Consider the following 15,238-nt stretch of genomic DNA (forward strand, 5'->3'; position numbering starts at 1 on the left):
CCGGGGTGCCGTCCCCCGTTCGGGTCACGTGTTCGCGGTCGCCGGACAGGGCCCCGCCGGCCCCGGCACCCTGTCGTCCATGCGTGTCGCACCCCCGCCGCCCCTCGCCGCCCAGCCCACCCCGCTCAGCCGCCTCCTCGGCATCACCCTGGACGCGCTGCGCACCGGCGCCGAGGAACGGGGCGGGCCGCTGCCGCCCGGCGGACCGGCGGCCGTCACCGCACGGGTGCGCACCGCCCTCGGAGACGTACTCCCCGACACCGGGACCGGAGCCGACGAGGCGCTGCGCACCCTCGTGCACCTGGTCGCCGCCGGCGCCGCCGACCCCGCGCACCCGCTGTGCGCCGCCCATCTGCACACCCCGCCGCTGGCCCTCGCCGCCGCGGCCGACCTCGCCGCCGCCGCGCTCAACCCCTCGATGGACTCCTGGGACCAGGCCCCGGCCGCCTCCGCCCTGGAGGCCGAGGTGACCGCCGCGCTCGCCGCCGAGGTCTTCCCGGCGGCCGACCGGCCGGACGCGCTCGTCACCACCGGCGGCACCGAGTCCAACCAGCTCGCCCTGCTCCTCGCCCGCGAGCGGCACGGCCCCGGCCTCACCACCGTCACCGGCGCCCGCGCCCACCACTCCGTCCGCCGCGCCGCCTGGCTCCTCGGCCTCCCCGAACCGGTCACCGTCCCCACCCCGCGCGGGGTCCTCGACCCGGAGGCCACCGCCCGCGTCCTCGCCGCCCAGGACGGGCCCGTCCTCCTCGCCGCCACCGCCGGCACCACCGACGAGGGACTGATCGACCCGCTGCCCGCCCTCGCCGACGCCTGCGCCGCGCACGGCGCCGAACTGCACGTCGACGCCGCCTACGGCGGCCCGGTCCTCCTCAGCGCGGCCCACCGCCACCTCCTGGACGGCCTGGACCGGGCCCGCACCGTCACCCTCGACCTGCACAAGCTCGGCTGGCAGCCGGCCGCCGCCGGACTCCTCGCCGTCCGCGAGACCGGCGACCTCGCCGCCCTCGCCCACACCGCCGACTACCTCAACGCCGACGACGACACCGAGGCCGGCCTCCCCGACCTCCTCGGCCGCTCCCTGCGCACCACCCGCCGCCCCGACGTCCTCAAGGCCGCCGTCACCCTGCGCGCCCTCGGCAGGACCGGCCTCGGCGCCCTGGTCGACCGGTGCATGGAGCTGGCCGGGGACCTCGCCGACCTGGTGGAGAAGCACCCCGGGCTCGAACTCCGGGACCGGCCCGTCCTCACCACCGTCCTCTTCCGTCCGGCCGGCGCCGACGACGCGGCGGTCGCCCGGGTCCGCCGCCGGCTCCTCGCCGAGGGCCGCGCCGTCCTCGGCCGCGCCGAGGCCGACGGCCGGCTGTGGCTCAAGGCCACCCTCCTCAACCCCCACACCACCCCCGACGACCTGGACCGGCTCGTCACCCTCACCCTCGCGGCACTCGTGGAAGGCGGCACCGACCGATGACCGGCAGCACCCCCCAGCAGGACCTCGACCGCCCGCACGACCTGGTGGGCGTCGGCATCGGCCCGTTCAACCTCTCGCTCGCCGCCCTCGCCGACGGCGTCCCCGGCGGGATCGCGGCGAGCTTCTTCGAACAGCGTCCGGCCTTCCACTGGCACCCGGGCCTCCTCATCGAGGGGGCCACCCTCCAGGTGCCCTTCCTCGCCGACCTGGTGACCCTCGCCGACCCGGCCAGCCCCTGGTCCTTCCTCGCCTACCTGAAGAGCCGCGAGCGCCTCTTCCCCTTCTACTTCGCGGAGAAGTTCCACATCCAGCGGGCCGAGTACGACGCCTACTGCCGCTGGGTCAGCGAGCGGCTGCCCGGCCTGCACTTCGGCCACCAGGTCGACTCGGTCCGCTGGAACCCCGAACGGAAGCTGTTCGAGGTCGACTTCACCCAGCTCGACCCGGACGGCGAGGCCGCCGCCCTCGGCCGCGCCTACACCCGGAACGTGGTCCTCGGCGTCGGTACCGAGCCGTACGTCCCCGAACCGCTGCGCCCGCTCGCCGACGCCCCCGGCGTGCCGGTGATCCACGCCGCCGACTACCTCGCCCACCGGGAGTCGCTGCTCGCCGCCGGGCACGTCACCGTCATCGGCTCCGGCCAGTCCGGCGCCGAGGTCTTCCTCGACCTGCTGCGGGGCCGCCCGGCCGGCGCCGAGCGGATCAGCTGGCTCTCCCGCACCGAGGCCTTCGCGCCGATGGAGTACTCGAAGCTGGGCCTGGAGCACTTCACCCCCGACTACACCCGCTACTTCCACGCCCTGCCCGAGCAGGTCCGGGGCGAACTGATGCCCCGCCAGTGGCAGTTGCACAAGGGGATCGACGCGGAGACCATCGCCGCCGTCCACGACGAGCTCTACCGCCGCACCCTGCACGGCGGCTGGCCGGACGCCGTCCTCACCCCCGGCGTGCGGGTCCGCACCGCCGGCCGGGTCGCCACCACCCAGGTCGAGCTGCACCTGGAGCACGTCCAGCAGGGCACCCGGTCCCGGCTCACCACCGACGCCGTCGTCCTCGCCACCGGCTACCGGGAGCGCCCGGTCGACCGGATGCTGGCCGGCCTCGACCCGTACCTGCGGCACGACGCGGCGGGCCGGGCGAAGATCGACGAGCACTACCGGCTCGTCCTCGACCGGTCCGTCACCGGCGGGGTCTACGTGCAGAACGCGGAGCGCCACACCCACGGCGTGGGCGCCCCCGACCTGGGGCTCGCGGCCTGGCGCAGCGCCGTGATCCTCAACGCGGTGACCGGCAAGGAGCCGTATCCGCTGCCCCGCCGGACCGCCTTCACCAGCTTCGGCCTGGTGGCGCGAGAGGCGCCGAGCATCCCGTCGCAGGAACGGAAGCTGACGCCTCTCGTGGAGCACTGAGCCCTCGGGCCTGTCTGACCATTCCCGTCGGGTCCGGCCCGCCCGGCACGCACGCTCGCCGCACGGCCGAAACGCCCGAGCAGCTCCGCTACGAGGAAGCCCCTGCCGCACGCCGATCGCACGCACCGACGACCCGGCCTGATCCGACGCGAATGGTCAGTAAGGCCTTAGAAGACCGGGATGCCGTCCCGGGTCAGCCTCCAGTCCACGGACGCGAACGTCGCCGGGTCGACCGTGCCCTTGGCCTGGACCCACTGGATGATCGTGTTGCGGATCTCGTCCGAGTCCGCCCACAGCTGCTCGGCCGTGGCGACGTGCGGGAAGGCGCCGCCGCCGCCGGCGCGGTAGTTGTTGACGGCGAGGACGAACTTCGCGGCCGGGTCGAGCGGCTTGCCCTCGAAGGAGAGGCCGGTGATCCGCTGCCCGACCGGCTGGGCGATGTCGATGTCGTACGTGAGCCCGGAGACGGCGTCGTAGTTGTAGTCCGGGGTGTTGTCCGCGTTGGTGAGCTTCGCGGTGTCGACGGGAGCGCCCGCCGGGGTCCGGACGTAGTACTTCGCCGAGTACTCCAGGTACTCCTTCAGCTGGGCGCCCGTCATCAGGCGGGCCTCCAGGGTGTTCTCGAAGGGGTAGAGCCCGGCGGCGTCCTTGATGGTGATCTCGCCGGCCGGGATGCGGGCCGTGCGGGAGAAGCAGGAGGCCTGCGAGAGCACCGGCAGGGCCGCGTACGCGCCGCCGGCCAGGGCCGCCTTCACCGTCTCGGCCTGGACGACGTTGATCAGGTCGATGATCGGCTCGTCCTTCCACGGCGCGTCGGCCGTGGTCATGGCGGCGGTGGAGGTGCCGATGACGGTGTTGACGTACGCCACGACCTTCCGGTGCTCGTCGGCGAGCAGACCGGTGATCTCCGGGTCCTCCTCCACGGTGTTGGAGTTGAGGACCTGGGCGGCGGCCTTCTCCACCGTCCAGCGGCCCTTCTCCCACACCAGGTCGAAGTCGAAGAGGGTGAGGCGCTGGCCCCACTTGAGGGGCTCGGAGAGGACGACCTCCTTGCCCGTCTCCTTGTTGGCGATCCGGTACTCGGGGATCTCGGTGTGGGCGTGGCCGACGAGGATCGCGTCGATGCCGGGGACCTGCTCGGCGACGAGGCCGGCCGCGTTCTCGACGTGGGGGAGCTGGTCGCCGTACGAGGAGGTGCCGCTGGAGCCGGAGTGGGCCGAGACGATCACGACGTCGGCGCCCATGGAGCGCAGCTTCGGCACCCACTTCGCGGCCTGCTCCTCCAGGCCGGGGAAGACCATCTTCCCGTTGACGTTGGCCTTGTCCCAGAGGGCGATGCCGGGGTTGGTCAGGCCGAGCACAGCGACCCTGACGTCCTTGCCGTGCGGGGTGCGCAGCCGGTGGACGCTGTACGGCGGGAAGGCCGGGCGCAGCGTCTTCGCGTCGAGCGCGTTGGCGCCGAGCAGCGGGAAGTCGCACTGCTCCTCGAACTTCCGGAGCACCGGGATGCCGTAGTTGAACTCGTGGTTGCCGAGCGCGGCGGCGTCGTAGCCGATGGCGTTCATGGCCTGGGCCATCGGGTGGACCGGGCCGCCCTCGCGGGTGATCGGGTCGACCTTGGCGTAGTAGTACGAGAGCTGGGTGCCCTGGATGGTGTCGCCGGCGTCGATGAGGAGGGTGTTGCGGCGGCCCCTGTCGGCGCGGACCTGGTTCACCAGGGTGGAGATCTTGGCGAGGCCGATGTCGTTGTGGGCCTTGTCGTCGAACTCCTTGTCCGTGAAGTAGTCCCAGTTGAGGACGTTGCCGTGCAGGTCGGTGGTGCCCATGACGGTGAAGGAGTACCGCTTGACCGGCCGGGGGCGGGCTCCGTGGGCCTCGGCGGGGGCGGCGGTCCCGGCGGCGAGGGCGGCCCCGGCCCCGAGGGCGGCGGAGCTCTCCAGGAAGGTCCGGCGGTTCAGCGGCATGTGTGTCTCTCCTTGTTCCGTGGCACTGTCTCGGGTGCACAACGCGCGTAGATTCTGGCTCAGACCCTTCGTGGGCAACAGCCCTTTCGGGTTACGGAGTGGGAAAGTGTTCGCATGCCACCGATCCCCGGTCCGGAGGAGCCCGTCGTGACGCACGCCCACCCCACCCCGCAGGCGCCCCAGGTGACGGTCCGCGGCGAGGGCCTGATCGAGGTCGAGCCGGAGCTGGCGCGCCTCGCGGTGACCGTCACCGCGCGGGGCACCGACCGGTCCCCGGTCCTCGCGGACCTCACCCGGCGCAACGCCGAGGTCCTCGACCTGGTCAGGGCGCGCGGGGCGGCCGTGGCCACGCTGGAGACGAGCGGCCTCTCGATCGCCCCGGAGCGGCCCCGCCGGGGGAAGGGTGAGCGGACGCGGATCCACCGGGGGCACGTGCGGATCACCGCCGAGCTCACCGACTTCGCCGCCCTCGGCGAGCTGGTGGCCGAACTCGCCGACCGGGAGCAGGTCGAGGTGGACGGCCCGTGGTGGGAGCTGCGCCAGGACTCGGAGGCGTACGCGGAGGCGCGCCGGCTCGCGGTGGCGGAGGCGGTGCGGCGGGCGCGGGCCTACGCGGAGGCGCTGGGCACCTCGCTGGGCTCACTCCTCGAACTGTCGGACGCCGGGCCGTCCGGGCCGGGTGCGGGACGGGGCGGCGGCTTCTCCCCGGTGCTCACCGCCTTCGCGGCGGAGGAGCCCGGAGGGGCCCCCGCGCTCGACCTCGAACCGCAGCGCCGGACGGTGACCGCCGAGGTCGTCGCGCGGTTCACGATGCTGCCGCCCGCACTCTGAGACGAGGCGCCGGAGGGCGACGAAAACGCTCATCGGAGCAGGGCGGCGCACAGATTCAAGTCTTGTCAACAACGTTTCACGGAAAGGTTGTTGAGTAGTCATGCGGGACCCGGCGGCTACTGATGGGTAAGGCCCTAGGCTCGTTTCATGCGCCGAGCGAAAATCGTTTGTACCCTTGGGCCCGCCACCGAAACGTACGACCAGATCAAGGCGTTGATCGAGGCCGGAATGGACGTGGCCCGCCTCAACCTCAGCCACGGCACCTACGCCGAGCACGAGGAGCGATACCGGCGGGTCCGCAAGGCGGCCGACGAGTCCGGCCGCAGCGTCGGCGTCCTCGCCGACCTTCAAGGCCCGAAGATCCGACTCGGTCGTTTCCTCGAGGGACCGGTACTCCTTGAACGCGGCGACGACTTCACCATCACCGTCGAGCCGAGGGAGGGCGACCGCCACGGCTGCGGCACCACCTACGCCGGCCTCGCCGGGGACGTGACCGCCGGTGAGCGGATCCTCGTCGACGACGGCCGGGTCACCCTGGAGGTCACCTCCGTCGACGGCCCCCGGGTGCACACCCGGGTCGTCGAGGGCGGCATGGTCTCCGACCACAAGGGGCTCAACCTCCCGGGCGTCGCCGTCTCCGTCCCCGCCCTCTCCGATAAGGACGTCGAGGACCTCCGCTGGGCCCTGCGCACCGGCGCCGACGTCATCGCCCTCTCCTTCGTCCGCTCCGCCCGGGACGTCGAGGACGTCCACCGGATCATGGACGAGGAGGGCCGCCGCCTCCCGGTCATCGCCAAGATCGAGAAGCCGCAGGCGGTCGAGAACATCGAGGAGATCGTCGCCGCTTTCGACGGCATCATGGTCGCCCGCGGCGACCTCGGCGTCGAGATGCCGCTCGAACAGGTGCCGATCGTCCAGAAGCGCGCGGTCAAGCTGGCCAAGCGGAACGCCAAGCCGGTCATCGTCGCCACCCAGATGCTGGACTCGATGATCGACAACTCCCGGCCCACCCGCGCCGAGGCCTCCGACGTCGCCAACGCCGTCATCGACGGCACCGACGCCGTGATGCTCTCCGGTGAGACCAGCGTCGGCCGCCACCCGATCGAGACCGTCCGCACCATGAGCCGGATCGTGGAGGCCGCCGAGGGGGACGTCCTCGCCAAGGGCCTCCCCCCGCTGACCGAGCGGAACAAGCCGCGGACCCAGGGCGGCGCGGTGGCCCGGGCCGCCGCCGAGATGGGCGACTTCCTCGGCGCCAAGTTCCTGGTCGCCTTCACCCAGTCCGGCGACACCGTCCGGCGGCTCTCCCGCTACCGCTCGCCGATCCCGCTGCTCGCCTTCACCCCGGATCCGGCGACCCGCTCGCAGCTCAACCTCACCTGGGGCGTCGAGACCTTCCTCGGCCCGCACGTCGACTCCACGGACGCCATGGTCGCCCAGGTCGACGAGGAGCTGCTGCGCATCGGGCGCTGCAAGAAGGGGGACGTGGTGGTGATCACGGCCGGCTCGCCGCCCGGCGTCTCGGGCTCCACCAACCTCGTCCGCGTCCACCACATCGGGGACCCGCTCTCGTAGTCGCATGCGACGGAACACCGGAAAGAGCTCAGCCATCGCTTCTGGCGGCTGGGCTCTCGCGTTCCCGGAGTACTTGGCACGTCATGCGCAAGTGACGACGCGGAAACCCTGACGCCGCGTCACCCCGAGGCCCGGCTCCGCCGGGTCCGAACCTCGACCGGGTGGCGGTGGTCAGTGTTTGGGGCCCACGTGGGCGTCCATGAGCGCGACGGAGGCCTTGCGGGCGATGGAGACGTTCTGCGCGGTCCGCGATTGGTTGGTGGCCTTCCAGTCGACACCGACGCGGTCGAGGGCATGCGTGAAGAGCCCGAGGATGTCGGTGGACGAGTTGGTGAAGAAGTAGCGGGGGTACTCGTACCGCTTCCGCTCGCCGCCGACGAGCCGGGTCGTCCAGTTCGTGATCCGGCTTCCGTCGGAGTGGATGAGTCCCCGGATGAAGGCCCAGGGATGAGCGTCGACGATCTCCCGCTGCCAGGCTTCGAGCGCGATGCGCCGCTCGTGCTTCTTACCGGGGCCGTGCTGCGGGAAGAGGCAGGTGAGGTGCTTGGAGTAGACCTTGACCTCGAAACACCCCTGCCTCCGGACCCTCGACGCATGATTGCCCGGCAGGACGGATTCCATGACCCGCACGCAGGCGTCGATGAGGCCGGGCCGGCTGTCGGTGCAGGAGATGGAAAGACTGGGAACCCGCATGGCACGGCTCTGAGCGATGTGGCCGTCGCCGAGGTGGAGCCCGAGCAGGTATGCGTACGCGACTTCGTCGAGCTCGCACCCGTCGCACCGTGGACACAAGGGGCTGCGTCTGCCTGGGCACTCGCCACGCTTCGCGCGGTCCATATGCTTCCAGTAGCCGATCGTGCCGAGTGGAACGCTCGGCATCCTGGCGACAGCCGAGTTCTTCGCGCCGCTACGCAGAAGGGTGAGTGCCTGTTGGCGCGTTCCCGTGTCGTACATGCGGTCGAGCGTGACCGATTCGCCCCAGTGGCTGTCTGCGGATGGGTGGAATTCGCGCGTGAGGGTGACGATTATTCGTTACCCGGCTACCTTCGAATTGAAGGAAAAGTGCCCCGGGTCGGACTCGAACCGACACTGTGTGGGTTTTGAATCCACTGCCTGCTGCCAATTGGGCTACCGGGGCCCGCGGAATCAAAGGTTTCCCCCGACCCTCTGCGCGTCCACCATACCGCAGCTAGGTAGGCTCATGGGGAGCTGTATCCGCCTCGGAACGAGGCCATCGAACGAGGAGCCCGCGTGACCGCCCCCGAGTCGCCCCAGCCCGCCGCCGACGACGCCGACGGGTCCCACGTCCCGCCGCTGACCACCCGAGTCGTCATCGCCGAGGACGAGGCGCTGATCCGCCTCGACCTCAAGGAGATGCTGGAGGAGGAGGGCTACACGGTCGTGGGCGAGGCGGGTGACGGCGAGACCGCCGTCGAGCTCGCCCGCGAGCACCGCCCCGACCTGGTCATCCTGGACGTGAAGATGCCCAAGCTCGACGGCATCTCCGCGGCCGAGAAGATCGCCGGCGAGTCCATCGCCCCGGTCCTCATGCTCACCGCCTTCTCCCAGCGCGACCTCGTCGAGCGCGCCCGCGACGCCGGCGCCATGGCCTACCTGGTCAAGCCGTTCAGCAAGAGCGACGTCGTCCCCGCCATCGAGATGGCCGTCTCCCGCTTCGCCGAGCTGCGCGCCCTGGAGCGGGAGGTCGCCGACCTCAGCCAGCGCCTGGAGACCCGCAAGCTCGTCGACCGCGCCAAGTCGATCCTCCAGACCCAGTACGGCCTCTCCGAGCCGGCCGCCTTCCGCTGGATCCAGAAGACCTCCATGGACCGCCGCATGTCCATGCAGCAGGTCGCCGAGGCCGTCATCGAGGACGCCGAGGAGAAGAAGGCCGCGAAGGGGCAGTAGCCCGGACCGGTGCACGGCAGGAGGCCCGCCCCGCGCGACGCGGGGCGGGCCTCCTCGTGTGCGTACGGGTCAGTCCTCGCCGAGGTACGCCTTGCGCACCGACTCGTCGTGCAGGAGGTCGCCGCCCGTGCCCGAGAGCACGATCTTGCCGATCTCCATCACGTGACCGTGGTCCGCGAGCGCCAGCGCGGCCTGGGCGTTCTGTTCGACGAGCAGGATCGTGGTGCCCTGGGCCTTCAGCTCCGCGATGGTCGCCATGATCTTCTGCATCATGATCGGCGAGAGGCCCATGGAGGGCTCGTCGAGCATCAGCAGCTTCGGCTGGGACATCAGTGCCCGGCCCATGGCGAGCATCTGCTGCTCACCGCCGGAGAGCGTGCCGGCCGCCTGCTTGCGACGCTCGCCCAGGATCGGGAAGAGGTCGTAGGCGCGCTGCACGTCCTTGGCGATGCCGGCGCTGTCCTTCCGGAGGAAGGCGCCGAGGAGCAGGTTCTCCTCGATGGTCATGCGCGGGAAGATGTGCCGGCCCTCGGGGGAGTGGGCCAGACCCAGCGAGACGATCTTGTGCGCGGGGATCTTGCGGAGGGACTTGCCCTCGAACCTGATCTGGCCGCCGACCGGCTTGAGGAGCCCGGAGAGGGTCCGCAGGGTGGTGGTCTTCCCGGCGCCGTTGGTGCCGATGAGGGTGACGACCTCGCCCGCCTCCACGGAGAAGGAGATGCCCTTGACGGCCTCGATCTTTCCGTAGGCGACGCGCAGGTCCTCGACTTCGAGCAGTGCGGTCATGCGTCGTTCTCCTTGCCCGGAGCGGCGTCCTTCGCGGCGTCCGCCGCGTCCGCCGGGGTGTCGTCCTCGGCCGGGGTCCCCCCGGCCGGAGCGTCGTCGTCCGCCGGGGCTTCGTCGTCCGCCGGGGCCTCGTCGGCCTCGTCGACCTCGTCCGCGCCGGCCTCGTCCGCCGGAGCCTCGGCCTCGGCTTCGGTCTCCGCCGGGGCGTCCGTCTTCGCGGGCCCGTCCTTCGGGGCCTCCTCGATCGGCTCGCCGAGGTACGCGGCGATGACCCGCTCGTCGCTCTGGACGGTCTGGCTGTCGCCCTCGATCAGCTTCTGGCCCTGCACGAGCACGGCGACCCGGTCGCACAGGTTGAAGATGAAGCGCATGTCGTGCTCGATGACGAGCACGGCGATGCCCATGTCCCGGATGGCGAAGATGAGTTCCTCGGCCGCCCGGGTCTCCTGCGGGTTCATGCCGGCGGTCGGCTCGTCCAGCAGGATCAGGCCCGGGTCGCTCGCGAGGGCACGGGCGATCTCCAGCTTGCGCTGCTCGCCGTACGGCAGGTTCTTGGAGAGGTGCTGCGCCTTCTCCGCGAGCCCGACGAACTCCAGGAGCTCCATCGCCCGCTTCTCGGAGGCCGCCTCGGCCCGCTTGAAGCCCGGGCCGCGCAGCAGGGCGGACCAGAGGCCCTCCTTGGTGCGGGTGTGCCGGCCGACGAGCACGTTCTCCAGGACCGTCATGTTGTTGAAGAGACGGATGTTCTGGAAGGTACGGGCGATGCCGGCCGCGGTGACCTTGAAGGACTTCGGCGGCAGGACCTGGCCCTTGTAGCGGACCTCGCCCTCGGTGGGCACGTACAGGCCCGTCAGGCAGTTGAAGAAGGTCGTCTTGCCGGCGCCGTTCGGGCCGATCAGACCGACGATCTCGCCGGCGTTGACGGTGAGGTTGACGTCGCGGACGGCGGTCAGGCCGCCGAAGCGCATGGTGACCCCGCGCGCGTCGAGCACGGTCTCGCGGGCGGCCGGCTCCGCGGTGGCGTCGGCCTTGGTGGTGGTCGTCGTCATGGTTCAGGCACCTGCCTTGGCGGGCGTAGCGTCCGGCTGCTCGTCGTGCTCGTGGAACTCCAGCTGACGGCGGCGGTCGGCCACCATGCCCTCAGGACGGAAGCGCATGATCAGGATGAGAGCCACGCCGAAGGCGAGGAGCTGGAACTCGTCCATGAACTGGAGCTTGTTCGGGATGAGGAACAGCAGGGCCGCGCCGATCAGCGGACCGCTCATCGTGCCCATGCCGCCGAGGACGACGGCCGCGAGCAGGAAGGCGGAGTTGGGCGGGATGGGACCGGCGAAGAGGTACTGCTCCGGGGTCACCGTGTACGTGACGTGCGCCTGCACCGTACCGGCGAGGCCGGCCAGACCGGCACCGAGCGCGAAGGCCACCAGCTTCACCCGGAAGCCGTTGATGCCCATCGCGAGCGCGGCGGTCTCGTCCTCGCGGATCGCGACCCAGGCGCGGCCGATGCGGGAGTCGCCGGAGCGCCGGAAGACCAGCACGACGACCGCCGTGATCAGCAGCATCAGGAAGAAGTAGTTGGCGAAGCGGCCGATGGTGAAGCCGGCGATGGTGTGCGTCTGGCCGAAGTCGAACCCGAAGAGGTTCAGGTTCGGGATGGACGCGATGCCGTTGGAGCCGTTGGTGATGTCCGGGCCGGAGGTGCCGTCGGTGTTCATCACCGTGATGCGGAAGATCTCACCGAAGCCGAGCGTCACGATGGCGAGGTAGTCGCCGCGCAGCCGCAGGGTCGGCGCGCCGATCAGGACGCCGAAGACCACCGAGGCCGCGGCGCCGACCAGGATCGCCGCCCAGAAGGGGAAGTGCACGCCGAACGGGGAGGTCGGGGCGCCTGAGACGAGGGCCGCCGCGTAGGCGCCGACGCCGAGGAAGGCGACGTAACCGAGGTCGAGCAGACCCGCCAGGCCGACGACGATGTTCAGGCCCAGGGCCACCGTGGCGAAGATCAGGATGTAGACGCCGAGCGTCGCGTACTGGTCGTCGGACTGGGTGAAGGGGAACAGCGCCGCGGCGATGAACGCACCCGCGATCGTGAGGTTCTGGTGCTTCGAGGTGAGCTGGGTGGCCCTCTGGAGGAGACCGGAGGCGCTGACCGCGGCGAAGCCGAGGCCGGCCGTGATCAGGAAGCCGAGGAACAGTTCGTCGTACTCGGTGCCGATGCCGTACGTGAAGACGCCCAGCGCCAGACCGAGGATGGCGGCGATGATCAGGATCTCGGCGGCGGACGGCAGCGGCGGGAGCTTCTTCACCGGGTGCGGGGCGGCGAAAGCGGCCTTGAAGGAGGCCCAGCCGTTGCCGGCCCGATGCTTGAACTGGTCCCAGCCGGTGTCCTCCGGATCGACCGGCAGCACGGCCGGACGGGTGAAGGGCAGGTCCAGTGCGGCGAGCAGGGTGGCCAGGGTGGCGATGGCGAGCACCGCGCCGCCGGGCTCCAGGTTGACCAGACCGCCGAGTTCGACGCTGATGGCGCCGAGGGTGAACCAGGCGGTGGCGAAGGATGCCAGCGCGCCGAACTTGATGGCGGCGTCGGCGCCGGCCGGCGTGAGCCAGCCGAGTCCCTTGATCCTGTACGAGGAGAGGGCGAAGAGGGCGGTCAGGACACCGAGCACCAGTACCTGGAGCTGGAGGCCGGCCGGGTAGCCGTACACGGTGAGGTCACCCGGGAAGCTGCGGTCCCAGGTCCAGGCGAGGAAGCAGCTCGCCACCGTCAGGACGGAGCCGCCGAGCGCGACAGCGCGGGCGATCGGCTCCGGCAGGAAGCCGATCAGGCCGCGGTCGGCGGTCTTGACGGCATCCGTGGCGGCGGGGGCCTGAGAGTTCTCGGAGATGGTGGTCATGGTGCTCACGCCCTGTCCGCGACGCGCTCGCCGAGCAGACCCTGGGGCCTGGCGAGGAGGACGACGATGAGGAGTACGAAGGCCCAGACGTTGGCCCAGGACTGGCCGCCGAGCTGTTCCATGCCGGGGACCTGGTCGATGTAGGCGGTCGCCATCGTCTCGGCGACGCCGAGGACGAGGCCGCCGATCATGGCGCCGTAGATGTTGCCGATGCCGCCGAGGACGGCGGCGGTGAACGCCTTGAGTCCGAGGAGGAAGCCCATCTTGTAGTCGACGACGCCGTACTTGAGGCCGTAGGCGACCGCGCCGACCGCGGCGAACGCGGCACCGAGGGCGAACGCGATCACGATGATCCGGTCGGTGTTGACGCCCATGAGCTTCGCCGTGTCCGGGTCCTGCGCGGTGGCCTGCATGCCGCGCCCGGTGCGGGTGCGCATGACGAAGAAGGCGAGGAAGGCCATGCAGATCGGGGCTGCGATCAGGAGGAAGACATCACCGGTCTGGATGGTGACCGAACCGAGTTCGATCGGGCCGCCGGGAATCTGCGGGAAGGTCCGGGCGGACTTCGCCTCGGGATACAAGGCCCAGACGGCTTGCTGGAGTGCGAGCGAGAGGCCGATGGCCGTGATGAGCGGGGTGAGGCGCGGGCCGCCGCGCAGCGGACGGTAGGCGAAACGTTCCGCTCCGACGGCTATGGTCGTCGCGACGATCACGGCACCGATGATCATGAGGGGCAGAGCGACCCACATGCTGGTGCCGCCGGGCAGGATGAGCCAGACCGTCAGGGCCCCGAAGCCGCCGGTCATGAAGATCTCGCCGTGGGCGAAGTTGATGAGCTGGACGATGCCGTAGACCATCGTGTAGCCGACGGCGACCAGCCCGTACATGGATCCCAGTAGCAGGCCGTTGACCAGCTGCTGCGGCAGTTCGTTCACCGCATTGTCCTCCGAGACTTTCGACGGATATGACACCGCGCGGGGTGCCTGTGGTGTGCGGCCCCCCGCGCGGTGAAAGATCGTGCTGAGTGGTGCTGTGTGGTGCTGGAGTGGGGTGGAGCTGAGGGTCAGCCGCCGGAGCCCTCGGTCACTCGCCGAAGGTGTCGGACTTGACCGGCGTGTGGGCGCCGTTCTTGACCTGGTAGACGGTCAGCTGCTTGTTGGTGGTGTCACCGAACTCGTCGAAGGAGACCTTGCCGGTCACACCGTCGAAGGAGACGCCCTGGACGGCCTCGACGACCTTGGCGCGGGCGTCCTCGGGGAGCTTGCCGCCGTTGCCGTCGACGACCTTCTTCACGGCCTCGATGAGCGCCCAGGTCGAGTCGTAGGAGTAGCCGCCGTAGGCCTCGTAGGCCTCCTTGTAGTTCTCGGCCTTGTAGTTGGCCAGGAACTCCTTGGCGGAGGCGAGGGTCTCGATCGGGGCGCCGACGGAGGTGGCGAAGTCGCCCTCGGCCGCGGCGGCACCGGCCAGCTTCACGTACTCGGGGCTGAAGAGCGCGTCACCGCCGACGAGGGTGACCTTGGCGCCGGCCTCCTTGATCTGCTTGGCCAGCGGACCGGCGGCCGGGTACTCGCCACCGAAGTAGACGACGTCCGCGCCGGAGCTCTTGACCTGGGTGGCGACCGCGGAGAAGTCCTTGGTGTCGGGGTCGATGTGCTGGGTGCCGACGACCTTGCCGCCGAGCTTCTCGAACTCGCCCTTGAAGGTGCCCGCGAGGCCGGCGCCGTAGGTCTTCTTGTCGTCGATGATGAACGCCTTGGTCTTCTTGGCGTCGTTGAAGACGTACTGCGCGGCGAACGGACCCTGGATGGCGTCCGTGGTGGCGGTGCGGAAGTACGACTTGTAGCCGCGCTTCTTGTCGCCGGAGGCCCAGTTCGGGCCCTGGGAGAGCGCCGGGTTGGTGTTGGCCGGGGAGATCTGCGCCAGCTTGGCGTCGTCGAAGACCTTCTGCATCGACTCGGCGACGCCGGAGTTCAGCGGGCCGACCACGCCGAGGACGGTCTTGTCGGCGACCAGCTTGGTGGCGTTCTGCTGGCCGGCGGAGGGCTGGGCCTGGTCGTCCAGGGCCTCCAGCTTGAAGGTGACGCCCTTGACGTACTGCTTCTTGTTGGCCGTCTTGACCGCGAGGTCGGCCGAGTTCTTGATGCCGAGGCCGAGGGCCGAGAGCTCGCCGGTGAGCGGGGAGTCCAGACCGATGGTGACGGTGACGCCGCCGCCCTCGCCAGAGCTGTCGCCGCCCTTGTCGTCGCGGGAACCGCAGGCGGTGAGGGTGAGTGCTCCCGCGGTGACCGCGGTGGTGAGTATGAGCAACGAACGGTTTCGCACGAAGGGTCCTTTCCCAGGCGCGGCCCCCTCTGCCGAGGCGGTGCCGTGGAGCTGCGGAGCAAGAGGTGCCGTAAGTGA

Annotated in this window: 12 protein-coding genes and 1 tRNA gene; 5 read left to right on the forward strand and 8 right to left on the reverse strand. The window is 70.7% G+C overall.

Features of this window, described 5'->3' with window-relative positions; genetic code table 11:
• The first annotated feature begins 79 nt into the window (after positions 1-79).
• Together IE245_RS03715 and IE245_RS03720 are read left to right on the forward strand one after the other, a co-directional pair.
• Entirely contained in the window at positions 80-1,471 is a 1,392-nt protein-coding gene (locus IE245_RS03715) for a pyridoxal phosphate-dependent decarboxylase family protein (RefSeq protein WP_189945235.1), read from the forward strand.
• Positions 1,468-2,880: a lysine N(6)-hydroxylase/L-ornithine N(5)-oxygenase family protein gene (locus IE245_RS03720; protein WP_189945236.1), complete on the forward strand. Its 1,413-nt coding sequence runs from the start codon at positions 1,468-1,470 to the stop codon at positions 2,878-2,880. The genes IE245_RS03715 and IE245_RS03720 overlap by 4 nt, the downstream gene beginning before the upstream one ends.
• Positions 2,881-3,047: 167 nt before the next feature.
• Here the strand turns inward: IE245_RS03720 and IE245_RS03725 are convergent, their stop codons facing one another.
• The gene (locus IE245_RS03725) at positions 3,048-4,844 is read right to left on the reverse strand and encodes a bifunctional metallophosphatase/5'-nucleotidase (RefSeq protein WP_189945237.1); all 1,797 of its coding nucleotides are present in this window, start codon (positions 4,842-4,844) and stop codon (positions 3,048-3,050) included.
• 114 nt (positions 4,845-4,958) lie between these two features.
• Between IE245_RS03725 and IE245_RS03730 the strand changes: the two genes are divergently transcribed.
• The gene (locus IE245_RS03730) at positions 4,959-5,675 is read left to right on the forward strand and encodes an SIMPL domain-containing protein (RefSeq protein ID WP_189945238.1); all 717 of its coding nucleotides are present in this window, start codon (positions 4,959-4,961) and stop codon (positions 5,673-5,675) included.
• 147 nt (positions 5,676-5,822) lie between these two features.
• Positions 5,823-7,250 carry a pyruvate kinase gene (gene pyk / locus IE245_RS03735; RefSeq protein ID WP_189945239.1) on the forward strand — a complete coding sequence of 476 codons (1,428 nt, stop codon included), beginning with the start codon at positions 5,823-5,825 and terminating at the stop codon, positions 7,248-7,250.
• A 171-nt stretch (positions 7,251-7,421) separates the two neighbouring features.
• Here the strand turns inward: pyk and IE245_RS03740 are convergent, their stop codons facing one another.
• Both IE245_RS03740 and IE245_RS03745 read right to left on the reverse strand, forming a co-directional pair.
• Positions 7,422-8,204 (reverse strand): helix-turn-helix domain-containing protein, encoded by a 783-nt coding sequence (locus tag IE245_RS03740; protein ID WP_189945240.1) that lies wholly within the window; start codon positions 8,202-8,204, stop codon positions 7,422-7,424.
• Positions 8,205-8,313: 109 nt separating this feature from the next.
• Positions 8,314-8,388: transfer RNA gene (locus tag IE245_RS03745), tRNA-Leu, on the reverse strand.
• A 113-nt stretch (positions 8,389-8,501) separates the two neighbouring features.
• Here IE245_RS03745 and IE245_RS03750 point away from each other — a divergent pair.
• The gene (locus tag IE245_RS03750) at positions 8,502-9,158 is read left to right on the forward strand and encodes an ANTAR domain-containing response regulator (RefSeq protein ID WP_189945241.1); all 657 of its coding nucleotides are present in this window, start codon (positions 8,502-8,504) and stop codon (positions 9,156-9,158) included.
• Positions 9,159-9,227: 69 nt separating this feature from the next.
• On the opposite strand, the gene IE245_RS03755 is transcribed toward IE245_RS03750, so the two are convergent.
• From IE245_RS03755 to IE245_RS03775, 5 genes are all read right to left on the reverse strand, one after another.
• Positions 9,228-9,944 carry an ABC transporter ATP-binding protein gene (locus tag IE245_RS03755; RefSeq protein ID WP_189945242.1) on the reverse strand — a complete coding sequence of 239 codons (717 nt, stop codon included), beginning with the start codon at positions 9,942-9,944 and terminating at the stop codon, positions 9,228-9,230.
• Entirely contained in the window at positions 9,941-10,993 is a 1,053-nt protein-coding gene (locus tag IE245_RS03760) for an ABC transporter ATP-binding protein (protein ID WP_189945243.1), read from the reverse strand. The genes IE245_RS03755 and IE245_RS03760 overlap by 4 nt, the downstream gene beginning before the upstream one ends.
• 3 nt (positions 10,994-10,996) lie before the next feature.
• Positions 10,997-12,847 carry a branched-chain amino acid ABC transporter permease gene (locus IE245_RS03765; RefSeq protein ID WP_373305258.1) on the reverse strand — a complete coding sequence of 617 codons (1,851 nt, stop codon included), beginning with the start codon at positions 12,845-12,847 and terminating at the stop codon, positions 10,997-10,999.
• Complete coding sequence (locus IE245_RS03770; protein WP_189945245.1) at positions 12,844-13,773, reverse strand: branched-chain amino acid ABC transporter permease; 930 nt, start codon at positions 13,771-13,773, stop codon at positions 12,844-12,846. The genes IE245_RS03765 and IE245_RS03770 overlap by 4 nt, the downstream gene beginning before the upstream one ends.
• Positions 13,774-13,921: 148 nt before the next feature.
• The gene (locus IE245_RS03775) at positions 13,922-15,160 is read right to left on the reverse strand and encodes a branched-chain amino acid ABC transporter substrate-binding protein (protein WP_189945246.1); all 1,239 of its coding nucleotides are present in this window, start codon (positions 15,158-15,160) and stop codon (positions 13,922-13,924) included.
• Positions 15,161-15,238 lie beyond the last annotated feature (78 nt).

Origin of the sequence: Streptomyces roseolus, assembly GCF_014649855.1 — a bacterium.
GTDB lineage: Bacteria > Actinomycetota > Actinomycetes > Streptomycetales > Streptomycetaceae > Streptomyces > Streptomyces roseolus.

Bases quoted from the DNA above. Each gene is read 5' to 3' on its own strand.
- pyk (WP_189945239.1), top strand. From the start codon at position 5,823: ATGCGCCGAGCGAAAATCGTTTGTACCCTTGGGCCCGCCACCGAAACG.
- IE245_RS03730 (WP_189945238.1), top strand. From the start codon at position 4,959: ATGCCACCGATCCCCGGTCCGGAGGAGCCCGTCGTGACGCACGCCCAC.
- IE245_RS03720 (WP_189945236.1), top strand. From the start codon at position 1,468: ATGACCGGCAGCACCCCCCAGCAGGACCTCGACCGCCCGCACGACCTG.
- IE245_RS03715 (WP_189945235.1), top strand. From the start codon at position 80: ATGCGTGTCGCACCCCCGCCGCCCCTCGCCGCCCAGCCCACCCCGCTC.
- IE245_RS03725 (WP_189945237.1), bottom strand. From the start codon at position 4,844: ATGCCGCTGAACCGCCGGACCTTCCTGGAGAGCTCCGCCGCCCTCGGG.
- IE245_RS03755 (WP_189945242.1), bottom strand. From the start codon at position 9,944: ATGACCGCACTGCTCGAAGTCGAGGACCTGCGCGTCGCCTACGGAAAG.
- IE245_RS03740 (WP_189945240.1), bottom strand. From the start codon at position 8,204: ATGTACGACACGGGAACGCGCCAACAGGCACTCACCCTTCTGCGTAGC.
- IE245_RS03760 (WP_189945243.1), bottom strand. From the start codon at position 10,993: ATGACGACGACCACCACCAAGGCCGACGCCACCGCGGAGCCGGCCGCC.